The 22,643-nt window shown below is 50.5% G+C and carries 22 protein-coding genes and 1 pseudogene; 12 read left to right on the plus strand and 11 right to left on the minus strand.

Annotated elements, in window-relative coordinates; genetic code table 11:
- Positions 1-87: 87 nt before the first annotated feature.
- The 3 genes and pseudogenes from AB1611_19370 to AB1611_19380 all read left to right on the plus strand — a co-directional run bounded on the left by AB1611_19370 (position 88) and on the right by AB1611_19380 (position 2,042).
- Positions 88-1,164 carry an Rpn family recombination-promoting nuclease/putative transposase gene (locus AB1611_19370; protein ID MEW6381744.1) on the plus strand — a complete coding sequence of 359 codons (1,077 nt, stop codon included), beginning with the start codon at positions 88-90 and terminating at the stop codon, positions 1,162-1,164.
- A gap of 94 nt (positions 1,165-1,258) precedes the next feature.
- Complete coding sequence (locus AB1611_19375; GenBank protein MEW6381745.1) at positions 1,259-1,645, plus strand: nucleotidyltransferase domain-containing protein; 387 nt, start codon at positions 1,259-1,261, stop codon at positions 1,643-1,645.
- A pseudogene (locus AB1611_19380) lies at positions 1,642-2,042 on the plus strand (HEPN domain-containing protein). The gene AB1611_19375 and the pseudogene AB1611_19380 overlap by 4 nt, the downstream one beginning before the upstream one ends.
- Positions 2,043-2,090: 48 nt before the next feature.
- Here AB1611_19380 and AB1611_19385 read toward each other — a convergent pair.
- The gene (locus tag AB1611_19385; protein MEW6381746.1) at positions 2,091-2,786 is read right to left on the minus strand and encodes a CPBP family intramembrane glutamic endopeptidase; all 696 of its coding nucleotides are present in this window, start codon (positions 2,784-2,786) and stop codon (positions 2,091-2,093) included.
- 117 nt (positions 2,787-2,903) lie between these two features.
- On the opposite strand from AB1611_19385, the gene AB1611_19390 reads away from it, so the two are divergent.
- The gene (locus AB1611_19390) at positions 2,904-4,025 is read left to right on the plus strand and encodes a site-2 protease family protein (protein ID MEW6381747.1); all 1,122 of its coding nucleotides are present in this window, start codon (positions 2,904-2,906) and stop codon (positions 4,023-4,025) included.
- A 6-nt stretch (positions 4,026-4,031) separates the two neighbouring features.
- Here the strand turns inward: AB1611_19390 and AB1611_19395 are convergent, their stop codons facing one another.
- The 10 genes from AB1611_19395 to AB1611_19440 form a co-directional block, all read right to left on the minus strand.
- Positions 4,032-6,794: a tetratricopeptide repeat protein gene (locus tag AB1611_19395; GenBank protein ID MEW6381748.1), complete on the minus strand. Its 2,763-nt coding sequence runs from the start codon at positions 6,792-6,794 to the stop codon at positions 4,032-4,034.
- Positions 6,795-6,819: 25 nt separating this feature from the next.
- Positions 6,820-7,344, minus strand: coding sequence for a hypothetical protein (locus AB1611_19400; protein ID MEW6381749.1), 525 nt, complete (start codon positions 7,342-7,344; stop codon positions 6,820-6,822).
- Between the two features lie 216 nt (positions 7,345-7,560).
- Entirely contained in the window at positions 7,561-8,148 is a 588-nt protein-coding gene (locus AB1611_19405; GenBank protein MEW6381750.1) for a hypothetical protein, read from the minus strand.
- 32 nt (positions 8,149-8,180) lie between these two features.
- Entirely contained in the window at positions 8,181-8,732 is a 552-nt protein-coding gene (locus AB1611_19410; protein MEW6381751.1) for a hypothetical protein, read from the minus strand.
- Positions 8,733-8,870: 138 nt separating this feature from the next.
- A complete protein-coding gene (locus AB1611_19415; GenBank protein ID MEW6381752.1) occupies positions 8,871-9,440 on the minus strand; it encodes a hypothetical protein in 570 nt (189 codons plus the stop codon).
- A gap of 15 nt (positions 9,441-9,455) precedes the next feature.
- Positions 9,456-10,007, minus strand: coding sequence for a hypothetical protein (locus AB1611_19420; protein MEW6381753.1), 552 nt, complete (start codon positions 10,005-10,007; stop codon positions 9,456-9,458).
- Between the two features lie 140 nt (positions 10,008-10,147).
- Positions 10,148-10,672, minus strand: a complete 525-nt coding sequence (locus AB1611_19425) for a hypothetical protein (GenBank protein MEW6381754.1) — start codon at positions 10,670-10,672, stop codon at positions 10,148-10,150.
- 80 nt (positions 10,673-10,752) lie between these two features.
- Positions 10,753-10,959: a hypothetical protein gene (locus tag AB1611_19430; GenBank protein MEW6381755.1), complete on the minus strand. Its 207-nt coding sequence runs from the start codon at positions 10,957-10,959 to the stop codon at positions 10,753-10,755.
- A gap of 171 nt (positions 10,960-11,130) precedes the next feature.
- Complete coding sequence (locus AB1611_19435; GenBank protein ID MEW6381756.1) at positions 11,131-11,550, minus strand: hypothetical protein; 420 nt, start codon at positions 11,548-11,550, stop codon at positions 11,131-11,133.
- A 17-nt stretch (positions 11,551-11,567) separates the two neighbouring features.
- Positions 11,568-12,191, minus strand: coding sequence for a hypothetical protein (locus AB1611_19440; GenBank protein MEW6381757.1), 624 nt, complete (start codon positions 12,189-12,191; stop codon positions 11,568-11,570).
- Positions 12,192-12,480: 289 nt separating this feature from the next.
- On the opposite strand from AB1611_19440, the gene AB1611_19445 reads away from it, so the two are divergent.
- The 8 genes from AB1611_19445 (at position 12,481) to AB1611_19480 (ending at position 22,255) form a co-directional block, all read left to right on the plus strand.
- On the plus strand, positions 12,481-12,681 hold the full coding sequence (locus AB1611_19445) for a hypothetical protein (GenBank protein ID MEW6381758.1): 201 nt from the start codon (positions 12,481-12,483) through the stop codon (positions 12,679-12,681).
- A gap of 475 nt (positions 12,682-13,156) precedes the next feature.
- Complete coding sequence (locus tag AB1611_19450) at positions 13,157-13,321, plus strand: hypothetical protein (protein ID MEW6381759.1); 165 nt, start codon at positions 13,157-13,159, stop codon at positions 13,319-13,321.
- A gap of 729 nt (positions 13,322-14,050) precedes the next feature.
- Positions 14,051-15,130: a thiamine-phosphate kinase gene (gene thiL / locus AB1611_19455; protein MEW6381760.1), complete on the plus strand. Its 1,080-nt coding sequence runs from the start codon at positions 14,051-14,053 to the stop codon at positions 15,128-15,130.
- A 4-nt stretch (positions 15,131-15,134) separates the two neighbouring features.
- A complete protein-coding gene (locus AB1611_19460) occupies positions 15,135-15,974 on the plus strand; it encodes a purine-nucleoside phosphorylase (GenBank protein MEW6381761.1) in 840 nt (279 codons plus the stop codon).
- Between the two features lie 200 nt (positions 15,975-16,174).
- Complete coding sequence (locus AB1611_19465) at positions 16,175-17,521, plus strand: amidohydrolase (GenBank protein ID MEW6381762.1); 1,347 nt, start codon at positions 16,175-16,177, stop codon at positions 17,519-17,521.
- A 121-nt stretch (positions 17,522-17,642) separates the two neighbouring features.
- Positions 17,643-18,956, plus strand: coding sequence for an amidohydrolase (locus AB1611_19470; GenBank protein ID MEW6381763.1), 1,314 nt, complete (start codon positions 17,643-17,645; stop codon positions 18,954-18,956).
- A gap of 165 nt (positions 18,957-19,121) precedes the next feature.
- A complete protein-coding gene (locus AB1611_19475) occupies positions 19,122-20,462 on the plus strand; it encodes a radical SAM protein (GenBank protein ID MEW6381764.1) in 1,341 nt (446 codons plus the stop codon).
- Between the two features lie 197 nt (positions 20,463-20,659).
- Positions 20,660-22,255 (plus strand): ABC transporter substrate-binding protein, encoded by a 1,596-nt coding sequence (locus AB1611_19480; protein MEW6381765.1) that lies wholly within the window; start codon positions 20,660-20,662, stop codon positions 22,253-22,255.
- The last annotated feature ends 388 nt before the right edge of the window (positions 22,256-22,643 follow it).

Genomic DNA, 22,643 nt, shown 5'->3' on the forward strand with positions numbered 1-22,643 from the left:
GTCCCCATGTTTCAATACTTTTCCTTTGACAATTCCCCGATGGATCATCTATCATGAAAGTATCAGCGAATAACGAGAAGAAAGTGTATGAACAAAGAGAATAGCGAGTTTTTGAACCATCCACACGATGCTTTTGTCAAAGAAGTTCTGAGCCGGAAGGAAAACGCCAGGGATTTTTTCTCTAACTATCTGCCTGACCGGATTCGGGCTCTGATAGACCTTGACAGCTTGGATATCTGCAAGGACAGCTTCATCGAGCAGGAATTGCGGGAGTATTTCTCAGACCTGCTCTATTGTCTCAAATTATCTGGTGATCAGGTAGAGCAGCCGGGTTATCTCTATCTGCTCCTTGAGCACAAGAGTACGCCACAGCATTGGATAGCCTTCCATCTCTTGCGCTATCAGGTGAAAATCTGGGAGCTCTACCTCAAGCAAAACAAAAAAGTCAGGAAGCTGCCGCCGGTCATTCCGATGGTCCTCTATCATGGCCGAACCAGGTGGAGGGTAAGCACCCGATTCTTTGATATAATCCTCAATTCCAGGGAGGAGCTCAGAGTCTTTATCCCTGATTTTTCCTACCTGGTGTACGATTTTTCGCCTTATGGTAAAGATCGGGTCAGGGGAATGGCTTTCCTGCAGGTTTTTCTTCTTCTGCTCAAGTATATCCATCATCCTGATCTGCTGAACCATCTGCACACGATCCTTCCTCCTTTTCTCAAGGATACCTCTCAATCCTGGCCTCAGTTGATGGATCGGCTGCTCATTATCCTTCATTACCTCTTCAATGCTACCGATAAGGATAGGGTGAGTGTGGATGAGCTCAAGGAAATTATCGAAGAGAATCTGCCCAAAGATAAAGACAAGGAGGGGATTGTCATGACCTTAGCCGAACATTTAATTCAACAGGGATTACAGCAAGGACTACAGCAGGGAGTTGAACAAGGATTACAGCAGGGAGTTGAACAGGGATTACAGCAGGGAGTTGAACAGGGATTACGGGAAGCCATTATGGACGTTCTGGAAACCCGCTTTGGTTCTATCCCTGCATCGGTCAAAGAGAAGGTGGCTGGTATTGCCGATCGGCACATACTCGCAGATCTGCATCGAAAGGCGATTACGGCTGCCTCAGTGACTGAATGGGAAAAATTGATCCCCATGAGTTGAATATGCATCATTCGAAAAGTAAGGACGGATCTGCCAAGGGCAGCATAAAAAATGCCTTTCCTTGATTCCCATTTTGTATAAGGAGGGAGCCCGAATGAGTCTACGAGCACAATCTTCTCAGCAAAAATCGCCTCTCTATTCAGTGGAGTTATCCAATAGACTTGCCCTGGCTGAAAGGTTGGCACTGGATGATCTTATTTCCTCCGTGAGGATAGATTGGCCCTGGACCAGATTTGTTCTTTTGGGTTCCAAGGTAAGTGGTCTGGCCGATGAAGAATCAGATTTAGACCTGCTGATAACGCTTCCCTGCCCGGTGAATGATGAAATAAGGCGGCGAATCGTTCATGAAGTTTTTGAAGTAAATCTTACTTACGGAAGTAATATCAGTGTACTTATCGTTTCGGAGGAAGAGTGGGAGAAGGGAGCTGTTTCTGTGCTTCCTATTCATACCTTTATCGAGGAAGAAGGGGTTCCTTTATGAATGAGCAAGAAAGACTAGGAGAGGTTATCCGCTATTGGCTTGAAAAAGCGAAGGAATCTCTTAGTGCAGCTCAGGATGAAATGAAAGCCGGCCGTCTTTCTTTCGCGGTAAATCGTATCTACTATGCTTTGTTTTTATGCTGTAAGTGCAGTTTTACTTCAAGAGAGGCTTCAGTTTAAAAAACACTCTGGTGTAAGAGCCGCTTTTCATCAACACCTTGTCAAACCCGGGATGGTAAGCCGTGAACACGGGCAATTGTACGATGAACTTTTCGAAGCACGGCAAAGAGGCGATTATCATAGAGCTTATCTATTTTGAAAAGAAAGTGGTGGAAGACTGGCTTCAACGGGCTCAAGGGTTTATAGACGCAATGAGCTTATTGGTCCAAAAGCATTGATCCATTTTTCATCTCCTGACTCCTGACTCCTGACTCCTTGCCCTTTACCTACCACCATATTCCCAGGATCGGAGCAACGACAAGAGGGATGAAGTTAGTGAGAAAGTGAAGAACAATGACCATGGTCAGGCTCTTCTTCCATAAAAACAGCAGAGAAAATACCAGGCCGATGTATCCTACGGTCAGCATGCCTGCTGCCCCCTCATAGGCATGCCCAAGGGCAAAAAGAAAAACCGAGAGAAGAACGCTGATCCAGGTATCGTCCGTAATCTCTTTGATCCGGCTCAGTAAATACCCCCGAAAGATTATTTCCTCGGCAAAGGCAACTACCAGGACCAGGATGCCGCCAAGGATTATTTCCCAGATGCCCGTGGGACTGAGCGATACGGGAACTTCCTCGATATGACTGAGACCCAGCCAGGTGAAAAAATCCAATATCACTCCTACGGTAAAGTAAAAGAGGGGAAAGATCGCCACTCCCCAGAGGATATGCTTTCTCATATCCTGTCTGGTCCATCCGATCCGGCAAAAGGGCTCTTTCCGTAATCTGAGCAGCCCAAAGACCAGAGCCGATAAACCGACATTCCGCAGGATAGTGACCAGGGCGGTAATGAAAAACGGGCAGGTTTCCTCCGGGCAAAATAGTCCGGCTGGAAAGGCCAGAGAAGCGGTGGAGATAGCTAAAAACAGCATCAACTCGCGGAGCTTGCTTCTCTTTGAATCCTTGTGCAATTCTTCGCCCACCTGAAAATACCTTCTCCTCTGGCTCCTCTGGCAGCCAATACGACCTGAATCAGTAGAGTGTTCAACCATCAGGTGCCGATTATACAATAAGTCGGGTAAAAGGAGAAATTGCTTTTTATGGACAAAAGAGAAAAGGCATCTTACGGGAATGGAAGAGAAACGAGAGTAAAGTGGTCTGTCCAGGTGGGCAGGTTTTTCGGCATTCCTTTGAAAATCCATATTACATTTTGGCTCCTGCTGCTGTTTGTGGCTCTGTCCTCAGGGAAGCGGGGGGGGATTCAGGGAGGAGCACAGGGGGTTGTGCTGGTTCTGCTGCTTTTTGGCTGCGTGGTCCTTCACGAGCTGGGGCACAGCGTTGTAGCCCAGCATCGGGGGATCAGGGTGAGGGATATAATCCTTTTGCCCATCGGCGGGATATCCCAGATGGAAAAAATCCCGGATGAGCCAAAGAGCGAGCTGTTCATCGCCGCTATCGGCCCGCTTATCAGTTTGACCCTTGCCCTGGGCTTCTATATCCTGGCCCGCCTGCTTGGGCAGAATACGGCTCTTCCGCAGACTTCACTCCTTGATGGGCATGTCCTGGTCAGCCTTTTCTGGATTAACCTGATTCTGGGGATTTTCAACCTTCTGCCCGCCTTTCCGATGGATGGGGGAAGAGTGTTGCGGTCTATTCTGGCCATGCGAATAGAATACCTTCAGGCTACTCACATTGCGGTCAGCATAGGCCAGATGTTCGCCATTCTTTTTTTCTTTTACGGGTTGTTCTATAACTTTTGGCTGGCCCTGATCGGTATTTTTATTTACCTGGGAGCAGAGGGCGAGGAGCATGAGACGATTTTACGCAGATCGCTCAGGAGGACGCCGGTAGGACAGGCCATAATCACCAGCTTTAACCGGCTCTCTCCGGATGATAGTTTGCAGGATGCCATGAATATTGCCTGTCATAGCCTGCAGATGGATTTTCCCGTCATGCGGGATGGTGAGCTTATCGGCCTTTTGTCCAGGGATCGTTTTGTAAAAGCCATGAGGGATCTCTCGCCGGATGCCCGTATCGGAGATATCATGAGCACCGATTTTATCACCATCCCGGATACCGAACCCCTCGATGAGGCATATTCGCAGCTCAGTGAGGCAAAAGCGAGCTTCGCTCCCGTAATGCATGAACATACCCTGGCCGGATTCATCAACCTTGAACAGATCGGCAAATACCAGATGATCTGCGGGGCAGGCCGGAAATAGATCACCTTACTGCGACTCCTGCCCTTCCATTGCCTCGATTTGCCCGAGGAAAGATCGGGCTTCCTGGTTATCCGGCTGGAGGCGAAGACTTTCCCGTATTTCGTCATATGCTGCGCGGTAGTTTTTCCGGCGAAAATAAACCGCCCCAAGGTAATAATGAGGAAGAGGATTTTCAGGGTCAAGGGCCTGGGCTCTTTGCCAGGCAATTATGGCCTTCCTGTCCTGTCCTGCCTGGGAAAAGGCCAGGCCGACATTAATAAGGTGCGTGGAAAGATCGATCCCTTTTCCTGCCAAAGCTGTCTTCCACTCGTCCAGGGCTTTATCGATAAGATCCTTTTCAAAGTAAGCATTTCCCAGGTTGAGGTGCGCTCCCGGCAGATCCGATTTGAGGGACAGCGCCTTTTCCCAGGACCGTATGGCCTGGTCGGTCTGGCCGAGGCCCTGCTGGGCCTTTCCGAGGGAATAATAGGCCAGAGGGTTCTCCGGCTGGCGGCTGAGCAGTTCCTGATATGAAGACAGGGCGGCAGGAAAGTCTCCCTTCTCAAGGTATAAAAGTCCAAGCTGGTTGTAGCCTTCAGCACAATCTTTATCCAGCCCGATAGCCCGGCGATACTCCTGCTCGGCCAGTGTATAGTCTTTCAGGGCAAAATAGGTCATACCCAGATTGATTATTGCGTTCTGGTAAGCCGGACGAAGGGCAACCGCTTTTTTCAGTTCCTCCAGGGCCTCCGCAAAGCGGCCCTGATTCAGATAGATGCTTCCCAGGTTATTGTGGGCTTCAGGGTTATTGGGATCGAGGGAAATGGCCTGCCGGCAGTACTGTATGGCCAGATCAGGTTTTCCCTGGCTGCCGTAAATAAGCCCCAGGTTATGGTATGCGGAAGTATTTTGGGAATCGATCCTGATGGCAGTCTCAAAATGGGCTGCGGCCTTGTCCAGGTTCGCCTGACTGAGAAAAAGATTTCCCGCCTGGGTATGGGCTTCGGCATAGTTCGGGTCGATCCGCAGGGCCTGCTCGATGGCGGTCATGGCCTCATCTTTTTTGCCCAGTTTGTCACAGGCAATGCTCAGATTATGGTAGATCTCAGGATATTCAGCCCAGACAAGAGCGTGCCTGAATTCATCCAGGGCAAGATCGTAACTGCCCCGCTGATAATGTATCAGCCCCAGTTGATTAAGGGCGTCGATATCGTCAGGATTAAGGCTCAGGGCTGTTTTAAACGAAGCTTCCGCCTGGTCGAAAAGCTTTTTTTCCTGATAAGCCCGCCCCAGATTGACGTGGGCGGCAGTATTGTCAGGGTTGACCTGAATGATTTTCTGAAAGCAGAGTATGGCCTGATCATAGAGGTGAGCGTAAAGATACGATATCCCCTGATCGAGATAATCGATGAGATAAATCATCTCCTTGGGATCCCGCCCTTGCGTTTCTGTGCCGGTCTTGGGTCTGGTCCATACATAGCCGAGGCTGCGCAGCCGGGCCTTTATATCCCCTTTCATTTCAACTTGCCGGACCGGTTCACCCGCGCGGGCAAGGGATTTTTTCAGCCTTTCAAGGTCGCTTTTCCCCTGGGCGGAAAGCCTGCTATCCTGTGCAGCCAGGTTCTTCATTTCGCCGGAATCTTCAGTCAGACGGTAAAGCTCTGGCCGGGGTGCCTGAATATATTTCCAATCCGGTCTTCGTATTCCTTCAAGCCTGCTCCAGCCAAAGTTAAGTTCCGGACTGAGGCTTTCCAGGAGGATTTCCTTATGAACCTCAGCGGCCTGGTTCCGAATCAGGGGAAGCAGGCTCTTTCCTGCCAGTTCAGGAATTGTGCCGAAACCATAGAGCTCAAGAACGGTGGGCAGGATATCCACGGTACTCACCATTGCCTGGATGGATTTCCCCCCGGGCAAAAGACCGCCCGGCCCCTTGATGATCAAGGGAACCCTGGTCGTGGATTCATAAATGAAAATGGCATGGGTGGCCTCCCCATGTTCACCCAGGCTTTCTCCATGATCTGCCGTAAGGATGATAATTGTCCGATCGGTCAGCCCCATCTTCTCCATTTCCTTGAGTAAATCACCAAGGCATTGATCGGTATAAGCGATTTCCCCGTCATAGGGACATTTCTGATAGCTGTGCGCAAAAGGGGCAGGAGGAGAATAAAGAGCATGGGGATCGAAATAATGGAGCCAGAGAAAGAATTTCTCCCCTCCATGTTCCTGTAACCAGGAGAGCCCAAGGCGCGTGATTTCTTCAGCTTTTCGCTCGTTGTATAAAATCTCCGTCGGCTTTCCCCGTGCCGGAAGCCTGTCTTCATAAAAATCAAAGCCCTGATCCAGTCCGAAAATTGAGTCAAGGACGAAGGCCCCAATGCAGGCGGCTGTCTGGAAGCCATGCTCTTTCATGATTTCAGCCAGGGTGCGGGCATCCTTTCCGAGAATGAAGTTACCGTTATTGCGAACACCATGTTGAATGGGGTACAGGCCGGTCATGATCGAGGAGTGGGCAGGCAGGGTGATCGGGGCAGGGGTAATGGCCTGCCTGAACATTACGCCCTGAGCAGCCAGAGCATCCAGGGTGGGGGTTTTTATCTGCTGATAGCCATAGCATCCAAGATGATCGGCCCGTAAAGTATCGATGGTGATAAGAAGCAGGTTGAAGTCATTTTCTTTTTGCCTGCTCTTCAGTGCACCGGCGGAGGGAGCTGCCTGAAAAAAGAGCAGACCCGAAAGAATGACGGCTATCCCGAAAAGATTGCCTTTACCGTAGCAGGTCGTTGTAGCCATAGGTATCCACGCCTCTTCCCTGAGCTCAGTTTTGCGGGGAGAGGAAATTTTCCTGAATGAAGTAGATGATTGACTCCTGAGGGGTCACCCCGATATTGCTGGCATAGTTATAGAGATTCGCCCCGATATAATCGGCTGTTTGATCATACATATAAAGAAAAGGAGTCTGACTGGCCAGTTCATAAAAATGGAGAGCATAGTTGAGATAATCGTACAGGGCGCAAATCTGCATAAGAGGATAATACATATTATAAGGACTCATGGTGGAATAATACGGAAGGGAGGTGGAGAAGAAGGGAGAACCATAATATCCTCCATACAGAGAATTGATCCCTCCGGAAAAGGGACTGAAATTGCCGTAATAGGGCAGGCTGTTCCAGCCGGACAGGTAATTTCCGTAAAGTCCGGGCAAGTAAAGGCCCTGGGCCGCGACTGAGGTGATAAACAAACCGATGATGAGCCCGCCAGTCAATGAGCTGACAAGAGATTTAACAAGAGAATGAGCAACTGCCCGGTTAGCTGTAAATTTCAGTAAGGAATTCAATTTCATGATCTCATCTCCTTATATGAGAGTTTATTGGAGAAATACCTGTCTCTTGACATTACCCTAATTAAAACAAAGGGGGGCCAGGCAAGCGGACCGAGCAATCTGACCTTTTTGCCCCTGCTCTCTCACTCACCCTCATGCCCCCCTCTTTACTGCATCTCAACATGCCACGGTATCAATAAATTACTTACCTGTTCTTTCATGCCTCCTTCCATTTTGCTAGATTGGCGGCAGCCCAAACACCTGGGCAGCGGTTAACAGGGATGACGGACTCACGCCCAGTCCACTGCCGTAAGCCAGAAGATACGAGAGGTTAGCCAGATCGAACAGATAGATGGCCTGCGTTGTCGGCAGTGTAGCCGGCGTTGGATCAATAAGCGAGTAGCCTGCCAATAGACTGATGGGAACAGGGGCTCCGGTTACAGGATCGAGGTATTTGGCCGGAGGCCAGGGATTTATGCCATACAACACATCAAAATAAACCAGGCCGGTCGGGCTGTTATAAAAGAGCCAGGGCGGCTGCTCACCCATGGGCCAGCCGCTGGCCGGGCCAGCCAGTGTCCACCAGGTGGGGTCCAGGGCCAGGACAGGCTGTACTGGCAGTATCGTATTGCGGCTCAATGACGTAACCAGAGGTGTCGGAGTACCCGATGCATTCGGTGGAGAGAGCAGTGGAGACCAGAGCGGCCAAAGGACATTATAGGGCGGCATGGCTGTCCAGTTTTGCGCCTGGGCTGCCGGGATAGGTGCTGCCAGCATGGCCAGGGCAAATAACACAATCACGAAATATCTTTTTTCCCTCAACATGGCAATTCCTCCTCATATATATGATCAGGTGATCATATTGGTGGCAAGCCCCAGATTTGAGCAGGTGTCAGCAGGCTGAGGAAAGATGGTCCGGTAATACCATAGGTCAGGGCATAGGTTGCATTGGCCAGCGGGATATAGTACTCCAGGTGGGCCAATGACGTTGGCAGCAGGAGACTCCAGGTAAGCGGCAGGGTAATGGGAACCGGAGCACCGGTAGCGGGGTCCTGCATATACTTGGGCGGCCAGGTATTGAGCCCGTAGATTTGATCGAAATAGAGCAATCCTCCCCCAAGAGCGGTCGGCGTGTTATAGAGAGCCCAGGGTAAAGCTTGAGCTGGGTCCCAGGCCAGACCCGGCTGTACCGGAAGTATCGTGTTTCTCGTGATATCGGTTACCAGGGGCGTACCTCCCGGTGACAGGGCAGGTGACCACAGGGGCCACAGGACATTATACGTGGGCATTGGCTGCCAGTTCGCTGCCCCGGCTGAGGTGATAACCAGCAGACTCAGGCAGCTTACGGTCAGCAGAGTGAAGGTAAAGATAATAAAGGTAGAGAGCAGGGATTTCCTTTCCTTAAACATAGGTGAATCTCCTTCTAAACCTGATAAACATGGTAAATCTTGCAGAGAATTTCTCCGGCTCCATTTTCCGGGCCTTGAGTCATCTCCTTCATTCCATAAATGTTTTCCAAAGACCATGCCTTCCCTAAAACTCCTCTCCTAGATCGGGGGAAGCCCCCAGATATCGGAATAGGTCAGGAGTGAGGCTGGATTTACTCCCAGGCCAAAGCCATAACCAAGCAGGTAGGTCAGATTGGCGGTGTCTATGAGCGACAGGGCTGTCTCTTTCAGCAACGGCAGTGAGAGAAAGGTATAATCAGGCGGCAGGGTAAGGGGAACCGGCGCGCCGCTGACAGGATCGAGAAGTTTGGCCGGAGGCCAGGGATTGAGGCCATAGACGATATCATAAAAGACCACGCCTGTCGGCGTATTATAAAAGAGCCAGGGGAACGCGGTACCCATTGAGCCGATATAGGTTGGCGTAGGATTCAGGGCCAGAACAGGCTGCACAGGGAGTATGGTATTACGGGAAAGCTCTGGAATTATCGGCGTGGGCAGGCCGGTAACCGGGCTTTTCGGTGACAGGGTGGGTGACCAGAGAGGCCACAGGACATTATACGGTGGCAGAGCCTGCCAGTTTTGAGCCTGGACCGCAGGGATGGCGAGCGTACCCGCCAGGGTCAAAAAAGATACCAGGATAACAGTAAAATATCTTGCTTTCTTATGCATAACCTCTCCTCCTCTCTATATCAGTGGCGCCACTCCCCAGATATCAGCGCTCGTCAGCAGACTGGTTATCGGCACTCCATACTGATAAGAGTAGAGAGCGTTAGCCAGAGGAATGAAGTATTCAAAGCCTTTCAAGGGGGTCGGCAGCAGAACTGACCAGCTGAGCGGCAGGGTTATTGGCTTCGGAGCCCCGGTGGCTGCATCTACCATATAGCTCGGCGGCCAGGGGTTCAAACCATAATAGAGATCATAGAACAACAACCCGCCGCCAAAGAGTGGCGGAGTGTTATAGAGGGCCCATGGTTTTCCCGTTCCGGCTGGCTGAAGCGGATCCCAGGCCAGAGCAGGCTGCACGGGAAGGATAGTGTTCCTGGTGAGGCTGGTTACCAGGGGAGTGGCTGCTCCAGTTGCCGGATTAACCGGTGATAAAGCCGGAGACCAGAGAGGCCACAGGACATTGTATGGCGGCAGTGCAGCCCACTGGGCCTGGACTACGGCGGGAAGAATAATGCTGATGGCAATTACCATAACAAAGGCAAAAATTAACGACTTCTTTCCTTTACACATACGTCACCTCATCGTCAATTTCTTGATCGCTACATTGTGAAATCACTTTAATTCATGAGGATGAAGAGGCTGGAGTGAAAAACCTCCTCCAGCCCTTGTCAATCCTTCATACTTCCAGGGGTAAGATACTCTCTCCATGATTAAATGTATGGTATTCCCCACAACTGCGCCGGTGTTAACAATGATGAGAATTGCGCTGGAGTCAGCCCGTAGAGAAAAGCATAGGTCAAGTTGGCCAAATCGATGACCGGTGCATCGTGTTTCAAGGCAGTAGGCAGCAGAGTCGAATAACCGATCGGCAAAGTAATGGGAAGCGGAGCACCGCTCGCCGGATCGGTCAAATATGGAGGCGGCCAGGGCTTGAAGCCATATATATCTTCAAAGAAGGTTATCCCTCCACCAAAAGCAGGAGGAACATTATAGGCGAACCATACCGGCCCTTTGACGTTTAAAACCGGATCCCATACTATGACCGGCTGCACGGGAAGTACGGTGTTTTTGCTGAACTCCGTGATTATCGGCGTAGCCAGGCCGGTAGCCGGATCAACAGGAGACAGGGGGGGAGACCATAGCGGCCACAGGACGTTATACGGCGGAAGTGCCGCCCAGGTCGCCTGTGCCTGCGCCGAGCCGGCACAAAGCAGGCTTCCGACAAGAGCAACCATGAAAATATATAAAGGAATTAATGATCTTTTCCTCATCACTCAGATCCTTCCAATTAATGGTTGGTTAAAAGTTGTCATTATCATAAGGAACAGGTATAATTAATCTTACTGAAAGTTGCTGTCTCACCCCCTTCCTGGATGCTCTGATGATGCCTTTTGGTCGGGTCCTTACGGTATCTGTCAAGATATCCGGGCAAGGGGGATTTCCTCCTGTCCGAGGAATCATCATGAGCAATCACATCGGGCAAAATGGTTAAGAGAGAATATTGAACATAAATTTTCAACATCTTACATCGTCTCACCTCCTTCCTTTGACATCGGCCCATCAACAAATACGTTCATCAGCCGCTCTTACTCAAGATGCCTTTCGGCTGACAACGAATGCTGATTTAAGCCGTGATGAGAGTTTTTCAGGAGAAAAATACCAAGCGGGTTTGCATCTGATGCTCAGGTTGATCTTAAATTCTCAGAACAGGGGCAAGAGAGATGGGGGATGTCCGGTTTGAGCTTCCGGATAATAATGCTAAAGGACACGGGGTATTACCAATAGCAGCACCGTGAGCGTATGGCTCCAGGTCGCCAACACCCTTCCGTACAGTTTTTATAATGCCCCAGACTGGCAATACCTGCTCCAGGACATGAAAGTATCTGCCCGAACAGAATACTATTATTAGTAACTGACCTTGACAGTCAATTCTCCTGACAGGAATGATTCCCTGTGCTTCGACAAGGGTATCTTCTTTTTGTGAACTAATTAAGATATCCAGAAATTCATCCGGCAGGAAATGAGTACACCGTGCAAAGGCCGCAGGATCAAGAGCCAGTAGAGAAATAAAAATCACCACAAATACCAGGATTCTTTTCTTTCCGCGGTTCATCGCTGTGTACCTCAAGGTCAAATAAACGGCAATAATGCTGTCAGACTCGGAAGAGCAGTGGTTGTAGTCAACGTCGTGGCAGCAGGGGTAACCTTGTTGGCGGCAGCGGCGGCAGGAGCGGCGATCGGTGCAGCAGGAGTGACGAGAGTTTGAGTCTGGTTATACGGTGGACCGGCTGGAACTGTAGAGGCCAGAAGTGCTGGCAGGAGCAGAGCAGCGGTAGGCGCTATTGTCGGAACGGTCGTTGTTGGAAGTGTTGTCGTTGGAACCGTGGTGGTCGGTGCAATTGCGGTAATAGGAACGGCACTGACGTTTACTACTGATAATGCAGGGTTGAAAATGATAGTTATAGTGGCCGCGGCATTTCTTACCATAGGCCGGGGAATACTCAGGGGAACAGGAAGCGGTGCCAAGGGAGATGGGTGCAGGGAAGGCGGAAGTGAGGGCAAGGGCAAGAAAGGCGCAGGCGTATAGAAAGCGGATGAAACAAACGGTGCAACTGGAGGGAATAGTTGGGGTATAGAGGAATAAGCCGTTTGCGGTCCAATCCCCCCGGAAAATACGGTCATCTGAGCTATGCCGGAACTGGAGGTGAATAATACAACACTTAATATTGGAAGTAAAATGGTCCACCTTTTCATTGCTGTTTCTCCTCAATACAATACTAACTCAACATAAGCTGCAAAAATTTAAAAGTTACCCCTCTGTGCTCTGTACACTTAAATGATTGGGAGTAACGGTAAAAGTGCAGAAATCCCGGGTAGAATCCCAGTAGTGGTAAGTCTTTTAACTGTGGGCGTAGCAGTTGGATTGTATGAATAGGGAGGACCAGTTGCTGCTGGAGCTGCAAGCAGTGCTGGAAGCAAAGCAAGTGCAGTAGGCGCTATTGCCGGAACGGTCGTTGTTGGAAGAGTTGTCGTTGGAACCGTGGTGGTCGGTGCAATTGCGGTAATAGGAACGGCACTGACATTTACTACTGATATCGCAGGATTGAAAATGATGGTGATCGTGGCCGCAGCATTTCTCAGCATGGGCCGGGGAATACTCAGGGGAACAGGAAGCGGTGCCAAGGGAGATGGGCGCAGGGAAGGCGGAAGTGAGGGCAAAGGCAAGAAAGACGCCGGTGTATAGAAAGCGGATGAAACAAACGGTGCAGATGGAGGGAATAGGTGGGGTATAGAGGAATAAGCCGTTTGCGGTCCAATCCCCCCGGAAAATACGGTCATCTGAGCTGTTGTGAAATCGAAAGATGCTAATAAAATGATAACCACTGTGGCGAGTGCCGCGGTCCATCTTTTCATTCCTTAATTTTCTCCTTACCAAACAAGCTGTTTTAACCTGAAACTTATCTATAAATACACGCTGCAAAGGAACTGAAAAAATACCCCCCCAAGACAGGAATTACCCCCTTCCCCTCTCTTGGGGAGTGATTTTCCAGGCTGTACGGCCCTATAAAAGCTGAGCCTATATAAACAATGATGACAAGTAGGCGAAAAGCAGAGGATTAGCCACAGAAAGAGGAGTCGGGGCGTAGAGTGAACTGGCGTAAATGATAGCAAGAATACTAAACAAGGGCGCAGGTGCTGCGGTAGTAGTTGTTGGTGTTGTGGAAACAATAGTTGCTGCCGATGTCGGAGTAACCACTGTTGGCGCTCCAATGACTACCACTCCTGCTGTCGGGCTTACGGCGGTAAGCCCGGGGGAGATGATAATGGTAGCCTGGGGCGATCTTGAAAACGGTGTCGGCAAGATTGGTGCTGGAAAGAATTGAGATGGCGGAGCCTGTACCCAGGGCATGAATGCAGGATAGGGTACAGGATATTGACACCCGCCCTCCTGAAAGGCAAATCCTGAGATAATAACGGACAACATGAGGATAAGACAAATCTTTTGAGTATGGCACATATAATGTCTCCTCCCATTTGGTAAATATATTATATTTTTATATTATATAATTTTGATCAATGCTGGGGATTTTTCATGTTTTTCTTTTAAGAGGCGGGGCATCCTGAGCTGGGGGTTTTAAGAGTGTAATCCCCGCCTGACAGCAGGTTAGAGTTTCTCTGGTAAATAACCTGCCCCCCTGGATGTTAATTGGCATAACATCCAGGGGGCTTAAGAAACTCCTCACTCCGCTATTGCAACCTTCATACCATGCCCGGCAAGAGAGCGGCATTTGAGTGTTGATCTCAAGCCCCCTGCCTGGATATTTATCTGAAATTTTTCATGAATGCCCTCATTGGGAAAGGATTGACAGGATTGGAGAGTACAACACCTGAATGGCCGGATAATAGCAAAAATAGAGTCTATTTTTAAGACTGGCGTAGCAAAAATGGACGAAAATAGAATTTCCCGGATCGATTTTCTCATTTTATCAATTCGGATTTTACCTTGAAAATAACGAAAACATATAATATCATAAGCTGATTAATCTTGTTTTTGAGGGAATTTTTCATGACCCGATGGAATACTGACAAGTGCAGGGGATGGGAGTGATCAGATGGCCTCAACTAAAATGCCGGGAGAATTCCGGTTAATCGAGCGTGTTCAGGCTCTGCTTGCTCCGGTTACTGATGAGAAGCAGGTTATTCTCGGCATCGGAGATGACTGCGCAGTGCTTGAGGGATCGGGAGGAAAATATTCTCTGGTCACGACCGATATGCTGGTCGAGGATATTCACTTCAGCCGGGCCTTTTCCTCCCTCCGTGAGATCGGCCAAAAGGCCATGCTCGTGAATATCAGCGATATTGCGGCCATGGGCGGAGAGCCGAGGTTTGCCTTTATCTCTCTGGCCCTTCCCCCATGCCATACCCTGGAAGAGTTTGATGAGCTGTGGCAGGGCCTCATCGAGGCAGCCCAAAAGCATTCTCTCCTGATTCTGGGAGGAGATACGAACGCCAGTTTTCCCCGGATCAAGAGCCGTGGTCTGGTGATTAACGTCACCCTGATCGGGGAAGTCTGGCCTGCCCAGATGATCACCCGCACGGGAGCGCGGGAGGGGGATATGATCCTCCTGACCGGACAGATCGGCGATTCGGCTGCCGGGCTCGACCTCTTGACTATAAGCAGGCATCCCCGTGCTCAGGGGGCCGGGCTTAACCCCGAAGACACCCGGTATCAGCAGGCGGTCCGCAGGCACCGGGTTCCCGTTATCCGCCTTGCTGAGTCCAGGATCATCAGTCAGCATCATCTGGCCACCGCCATGATCGATGTCAGTGACGGGGTGGCTGGAGACTTGCGGCATCTGTGTTGCCAGGGGGAGGTAGGGGCTATCCTTTGGCCTGACCGCATTCCCGTGTCAGAAGCTGCGGCTGACGTTGCCCGGATGCTCGGCCAGGATCCCCTCACCTATGCTCTCTGCGGCGGGGAGGATTATGAACTGCTCTTTACCGCTTCGCCTGATAAGGCTTATGAGGCCAAAAGAATAATTGAGCGGGAAACCGGCACACCGGTCAGTATCATCGGTGAGATTACCGAAAAAACCAGGGGCATTCACCTGATCGATGCCCAGGGACAACTCACCCCTGTTCCGGAAGCGGGATTTGATCACTTCAAAAAAGAACGACAAGGAGAAGAATAATCATATGGAAGATTCAGGATTGGAAAAGGAGCTTCAGCAGGCTTCGCATTTCATTCAGGAGCAAACCGGCATTGTTCCTGCGATCGGCATTATTCTGGGCACCGGTATGGGGGCATTGCTCGACAGGCTGGAGGAGGCCGTGGCTGTCCCCTATGCCCGGATTCCGGGCTTTCCCTGCTCAGCAGGGCAGGAGGAGAGTGAACGGGAGCGGCTGTTCCTTGGCAGACTTGCCCAAAAGCCTGTTCTTATCCTTCCCAAGAGGTTCCATTATTACGAAGGGTATACCGGACACCAGGTTGCTTTCCCGGTCAGGGTCATGAAGCAGCTTGGTGTGCGGACCATGATCGCCTGCAACGCTGCCGGCGGGCTCAACCCCCTGTTCAAGGCCGGGGACCTTATGGTCATCGTGGACCATATCAATCTTATGGGAACCAGTCCCTTGATCGGCCCGAATCCCGATTGGCTGGGGCTCCGGTTTCCCGATATGAAAGATGCCTATGATCCACAACTCATCAGCCTTGCCGGGCAGATTGCCCTTGAGGAAAGAATACCTCTCCATAAGGGTGTCTATGTCGCCGTTCACGGGCCGAATCTCGAAACCCCTGCCGAAACCCGGTTTCTTCGGGCAACCGGTGCCGATGCGGTAGGAATGTCTACGGTACCTGAAGTCATTGTCGGCATTCATGCGGGCTTGCGGATACTCGCCTTTTCAATCATCAGCAATGTCAATCTGCCCGATGCGTTTCAGGCGATCAGCTATGAGGAAGTTGTTGCCGTGGCAGCCAGGACTGAAGTTACCCTGAGATACCTTATCGAGAAGATCGTAGCCCGGATTGAGGTTTAAGCATCTGGCCTTAATAATGATTCTCAATTGCTTATATTACAATAAAAACAAAGACAAAGGCAAAGGACACCACAGAGACACAGAGGCACTGAGGTACACAGAGTAAAGCAGAGGAGTGGGAGTAAACAAATGTCGGGTGGGGCTTTTCACCCCTCCCCAATACCAGAGGCGAGCAGTGAAAGAGAAAAAGGAGAAGCAGCATGACACCGATTGAAACGTCAGACCGCCAGCAGGCCGATTCACTTATCCTGGGCCGATGGCTCCTGTCTATGGCCCCCCGGTCAAACCCGCTCGAATATGGCGGCGTGGCCATTAAGGCTGACAGGATCCTCGACGCAGGCCGCGCTGAGGAGCTTGAGCAGAAATACCGGGCCAAAAAAGTCTATCATCTCCCCCACCATTTGATTATGCCGGGTCTTATCAATGCCCACACCCATGCGGCCATGACCCTCTTCCGGGGGCTGGCGGATGACATCCCCCTGATGGACTGGCTGCAAGGGTATATTTTCCCCGCTGAGCAAAAACTGTCGGACAGCCTGGTCTACGCAGGCACACAGCTTGCCTGCCTGGAGATGATGCTTTCGGGAATCACAACTTTCTGCGATATGTATCTTTTTGAAAAATCCGCAGCCCAGGCTGCACGGGACATGAACATGCGCGCTATCGTGGGTGAGGTCCTCTACGATTTTCCCTCGCCTAATTATGGCCCGCCGGAAGCGGGTTTTCAATATACCGAAGAGCTGATTCAGCAATGGCAGGGCGATCCGCTCATTTATCCTGCCGTGGAGCCTCATTCTCCCTACACCTGCTCGCCTGAGCTGTTGAAAAAATGTAAAGAGATAGCTGAAAAATATGATGTCTCCCTGATTATTCACCTGGCTGAAACCAGGCAGGAAGCGCAGATAATCCAGGAGCGGTACGGGAAGAATCCCGTGCAGCATCTTGCGGCCCTGGGAGTGCTGGACCATCAGCTCCTGGCTGATCATTGCGTCTGGCTGGAGGAGCAGGATATCGAACTCTTCAAAGAGCGCAAGGTCAGGGTGGCCCATATGCCCGAAAGCAACATGAAGCTGGCTTCAGGCATCGCCCCTGTTCCCCGCCTGCTCGAGCAGGGAATCATCGTGGGACTTGGCACCGATGGATGCGCCAGCAACAACAACCTGGACCTTTTTCAGGAAATGGATACGGCTGCCAAGCTCCACAAGGTATCTACCGGGGACCCGACCGTCATGAGAGCGCAGGCAGTGCTGGAAATGGCCACCATCGGGGGAGCCCGCGCCGTCGGCCTGGAGCATGAGATCGGCAGCCTGGAGCCGGGAAAGAAGGCGGACCTTATCGCCCTTAATCTCAACCAGCCGCACCTTTTGCCATTGTACAATATCCATTCTCACCTGGTCTATGCCGCGCGGGGGGCTGATGTTGACAGCGTCTGGATCAACGGCGAACTGGTGGTCAAAGACCGCTCACCCGTCAAAGCCGACCTTGAAAGGATCCTGCACCAGGCCGGGGAGTTGAAAGAGCGGGTACTTGGGTTTTTGAAACAATGAGTTATCGAGAACCGGACATTGAGGTTTCCACCAGGTGTTTTTCTCTGTGCCTCTGTGCCTCTGTGTCTGTGTGGTTTCTTTTGTCTTTTTTTTGTCTTTGTATTTTCCCTGAGGAGATGCGATGCAGAATGCTGATTTATTGATTTGCGGAGGGAAGGTGCTGACCCTGGATGAGGGGGATACAATTCTTGATCCGGGAGATATTGCCATCAGGGGAGACACCATCCTGGAGATCGGACAGAATTTACCGGAAAAATACCAAAGCTCCACAACCCTGGATGCCAGGGACCAATTGCTCATGCCGGGTCTCGTCAATGCTCATGCCCATGCGGCCATGACACTCTTCCGTGGTCTGGCCGATGACCTTGCCCTGATGGACTGGCTGGAAAATCACATCTTCCCGGCTGAAAACCGGTTCATGAGTCCGGAGCATGTTTATCTGGGAACCCTTCTGGCCTGTTGTGAAATGATCAGATCCGGCACCACCACCCTGTGTGATGGATATTTCTTTGAAGAAGAGGCCGCCCGTGCTGTCCATGACGCTGGCCTTCGGGGTGTCATGGCCCAGGGAATCATCGATTTTCCTTCTCCCGATGCTCCCGATCCCCAGGAAGGTTTGCGTCTGGCTGAAGAGTTTATCTGCCGGTGGAAAGGGTCGGACCGGATCAGACCGGCGCTCTTTTGTCATTCAACCTATACCTGCGGTCCCCAAACCATCCGGGAAGTTAAAAAGGTGGCTGAGAAGCATCATGTTCCCCTTGGCATTCACCTTGCGGAAACGCAGCAGGAAGTCCGGGAAATCATGCAGCGGTACGGAAAACGGCCGGTCCGGCATCTGGCCGATCTTGGCGTCCTGGATGAGACGCTCATGGCCGTTCATTGCGTATGGCTTGATCCGCACGAGATCGACCTGCTCCACAAATTCAAGGTAAAGGCAGTCCATGTGCCGGAAAGTAACATGAAGCTGGCCAGTGGCATATCGCCGGTTCCTGCTCTTCTCCAGAGGGGAATAACGGTTGGACTCGGCACCGATGGCTGCGCCAGCAATAATGACCTCGATCTTTTTCAGGAGATGGATAGCGCAGCCAAGCTCCACAAGGTCTTCGCTCAGGATCCCACTGTCCTCAACGCCAGGCAGGTTGTTCGCATGGCCACTGCGGAAGGGGCCGCAGTATTGGGCCTGCCCCGTGAGATCGGCTCACTCGAACCTGGCAAGAAGGCGGATATAATCACCCTCGACCTTCAAAAACCTCACCTTCTGCCCCTGTATAACCTGTATTCTCACCTGGTGTATACCTTCAACGGTGCCGATGTCAACAGCGTGATAGTCAATGGAACCCTGCTCATGAGAAATCGAAAATTCCTGCACCTGGATGAAGATCAGCTCCTGGAGCGCATTGTCGATCTGTCCGGGGAGATTACCAAAGTTCGATAAAATTAAAGTAATCAAGATGCATATTTGACGGTTTGATATCACGTTGGATATAATTAAAAGTAATTAAAAATCGTAAGGAGGAATAGTGATCAAACGTCTGTCCTGATAAATATTTAAATTTATTATAACTTTATTCAGTAATCAACAAGAGGATATTGCTAACCGATGGACAGCCATAAGGGATCACAATTCAATCTGTTCATACCAATTGATGGTTCCGAAGAGACCCTGATCTACAACACGCTGCGCGGTTCGGAAGTGGTGGTTGACAGCCATCTTCGGGCTCTCATCGAAACAGGCCGACAATCCGGAAAGACGCTGTCTTCTGCCGATCAATCCAACCTGGAGCAGCTCAGGGAACTTGGCATTATCGTTTCTGAATATGTCGATGAAGACCGGGAGCTGGAATACTGGTTTCAGAAAATCAAATTTGATAATTCTGACTTGACTGTCACGATCCTGCCCACCTTTGCCTGTAATCTGAGATGTACGTACTGCATCCAGGAGGATATCAAGACCAGTGCCTTTATGGACGGCGAGACCTGCAGCCTGGCAGTAGCCTGGATTACGAAGAAGCTGGAGCATGTTTCACCGCGAGCTCTGACCATTTTATTTTATGGCGGCGAGCCTCTTTTGAACATGCCTGCCATTCATTACCTGAGCCGGGCGCTCCATAAGGCGACTGCGGACAGGGGAATTGAGCTGGCCATTCATATCGTCACCAATGGAGTTTTTTTGACCGGCGAGATCGTGGATTCACTCCTGCCTCTTGGTCTTCGCGGCATAAAGATAACCTTGGATGGCGATGAGGAGGCTCATGACCTCAAACGTCCCTTTCAGAATGGAGAGGGCACTTTTCAGCAGATATTCCGGAATCTGGTTGAGATTTATGGCCGGGTGCCCATCCGCCTGGGAGGAAATTTCGATGATTCCACCAAAGAATCTATCCCCGCTCTTCTCGATCGCCTTGTTGAAGCAGGCATCAAAGAGAAGATAGAGCAGGTCCATTTTAAACCGATAATCACCAGTCTGGCCCACAAGAAATCGAATGGAGGCGGCTGCGAGGTCTGCACCTTCTCCGATGTAAGGCCAGAAGACATTCTCCGGATCAGAAGAGAGATCGAACAGAGGGGCTTTCACCCCAATAACGGCATAGCTCTGGGGCCGTGCTCCGTCATCAAGGAGCACTCGTATACCATAGATCCCTGCGGCAGAATCTATAAGTGCGGCGGTTTTGCCGGGATGGAGGAATTTGCAGTTGGTGATATCCGAAGCGATTCCTTCAATTACCGGCTGACTGAATTCATGACCGCAGACCTTTGGAAGAAATGCCGCGGATGTCCCTATATTCCTCTGTGCGGAGGAGGCTGCCGAAACAGTGCTTTCCTGAAAGGAGGTGACTTTCTCCAGCCGGCATGTGAGCGAAGGTACTTTGATCAGGTAGCCATCCCGTTGATTAAAGAGGAATACCTCGAGATCATCAGCCAAGGAGGTGAAATTCAATGAAGATCATCAAGAAGGGCAGTAAAATTGTCGTTCCGAGGCCTGATTGTCAGGTAGTCATTGACTGGAGGTAAGATCATCGGATCGGGATGTATATTTATCGTAAGGCGGAAAAGTTTGCAGCAGGGCTGGATCCAAAAGGTCCAGCCCTGATTTTTGTGATCACCACACCTTTATCACTCTGAGGATGCTTTTTACCGATGCAGGTTAAAAAATCAGCCACTTTGTCTTTCCGTGTCTTTATTCTTATTCTCTTTTCCCTGGGACAGGTCTCGTGCCGGAATAAGGATAAAAAGGTACCTGCCCGATCATTCGGAGGCACCCTTACTATCGGCAAGATTACCAGCTCAAATACTACCTTAAATCCTCTCCTGGAGACCACTGGCGTCTCAGCCCATCTGGTAAATATCATATTCGATGGCCTGGTCAGACTGGGGGAAAAAGGCGAAATCCTGCCATGCCTGGCGGATTCCTGGGAGATCGGTGAAGGAGGCCGGGAATTTACCTTTCACCTCAGAAAGGGGGTAAAGTTCCATGATGGTCACCCGCTTACCGCCGATGACGTAGCATTTACTCTGGATCTGGTCAGAGACCGTCAGGTAATGAACGATCTTATCTGTATTACTAGTCAAATTCAGGAAATAAAAATCAGGGATCCCTATACGATCAGTATTCACCTGGACAAGCCTTCAGCCTCTTTTATCCATGGACTGACTCTGCGCATCGTACCCAGGCATCTTCTTCAGGATAAGGATATCCGCACTGCTCCATTCAATTATCATCCGATAGGCACCGGTCCCTTTCGTTTCGTCCGATGGGCTTCGGACAGGATCGAGCTTGGGGCGAATGAGGAATACTTTCTCGGAAGGCCGCATCTTGACCGGATTGTGGTAAGAATGTTCGCCAGTCAGCGCCTTATCTGGGCAAACCTGATGAAGGGAGATATCGATGCCTTTGAGCTTCTCCAATCCGACTCATACGAGATCGTTACAAGAATTTCCTCTTTCAATGTCTACTCCGCCTTGCGACCTTACTATTATCTCATCGGTTTTAATATGACCAATCCTCTGTTTCAGGACAAAAGAGTCCGCCAGGCACTGAATTACGCCATAGATAAAAAGGGCATTATCAGCAGGGTATTACACGGGAGAGGGAAGGTTTCATCAGGCACCGTCTTCCCCGGTTCCTGGGCTTTTGATGACAGGATTGGGCCATACCCGTATGATCCTCGCAAGGCCGTGCAGCTCCTGAAAGATGCGGGATGGCAGGATACCGATGATGATCACATCCTGGATAGAGGCAAGCAGCCCTTTGAATTTCATCTCCTCCTGCCCGAAGGTCATGATGAGCTTGAAACCGCCTCTCTCATGATTATGGAGCAGTTATCGAATATCGGAGTAAAGGCTATGGTAAGAAAGCTGCCCGTGAACATTTACAGCCAGGAGCATCTTTTTGCCAGGAAGTTTGAAGCTGCCTTCACGTATGCCCTCGCCGGCAGTGATCCTGATAAAAATTATCAGTTCTGGCACTCCTCACAGATCAAGGCAGGGCTTAATTTCTCTTCGTATCATAATCCCAGGATCGACCTGTTGCTTGACCAGGGCAGAAATACCCTCGACCAGGAGCAGAGAAAAAGCATCTACCGGCAATATCAGGAGGAGATGCTGGATGATCCTGCGGGTATATTTCTTTTCTGGCGGGAGTATCTTCTTGGTGTAAGCAAAAAATTTGGCGGGGTAGAGATCTCTTCGTATGGAGTATTCAATAACATCCGCGAGTGGCACATGCTCCAATGAGCGTGGGTGGTACACCGCAAAATCTCCCAAAAACTCACATGCACTTGATTTACTTCAACCTTTATCGAAAACAGGCAGTTTCTTTGGTTAAAAAAATACTCAATCTCATTTCCCTCCGATTAACTGACCCCCCCATGCCGAAAAATCATTTAGCAGTCAATTAAAGGGAAAGGGTGCAAGGCGGAAGTTTAAAACTGAAATTATCCCTGCCCCTACTCCATGGTGAATGATTTTACCTAGATAATTTCACGAATTTTACTGATACCACACTGGCCTACCCCGGAGGGCCGAGTGAAGAGCACAGGACCCTCTATGGATGAGCTTTGTCGTTTCGCCAGTCGAATTCTCTTGACATATCATCCTCAGAATGGAATAAAGGTACAGCTAG

It is taken from the genome of bacterium, assembly GCA_040755755.1.
GTDB lineage: Bacteria > SZUA-182 > SZUA-182 > DTGQ01 > DTGQ01 > DTGQ01.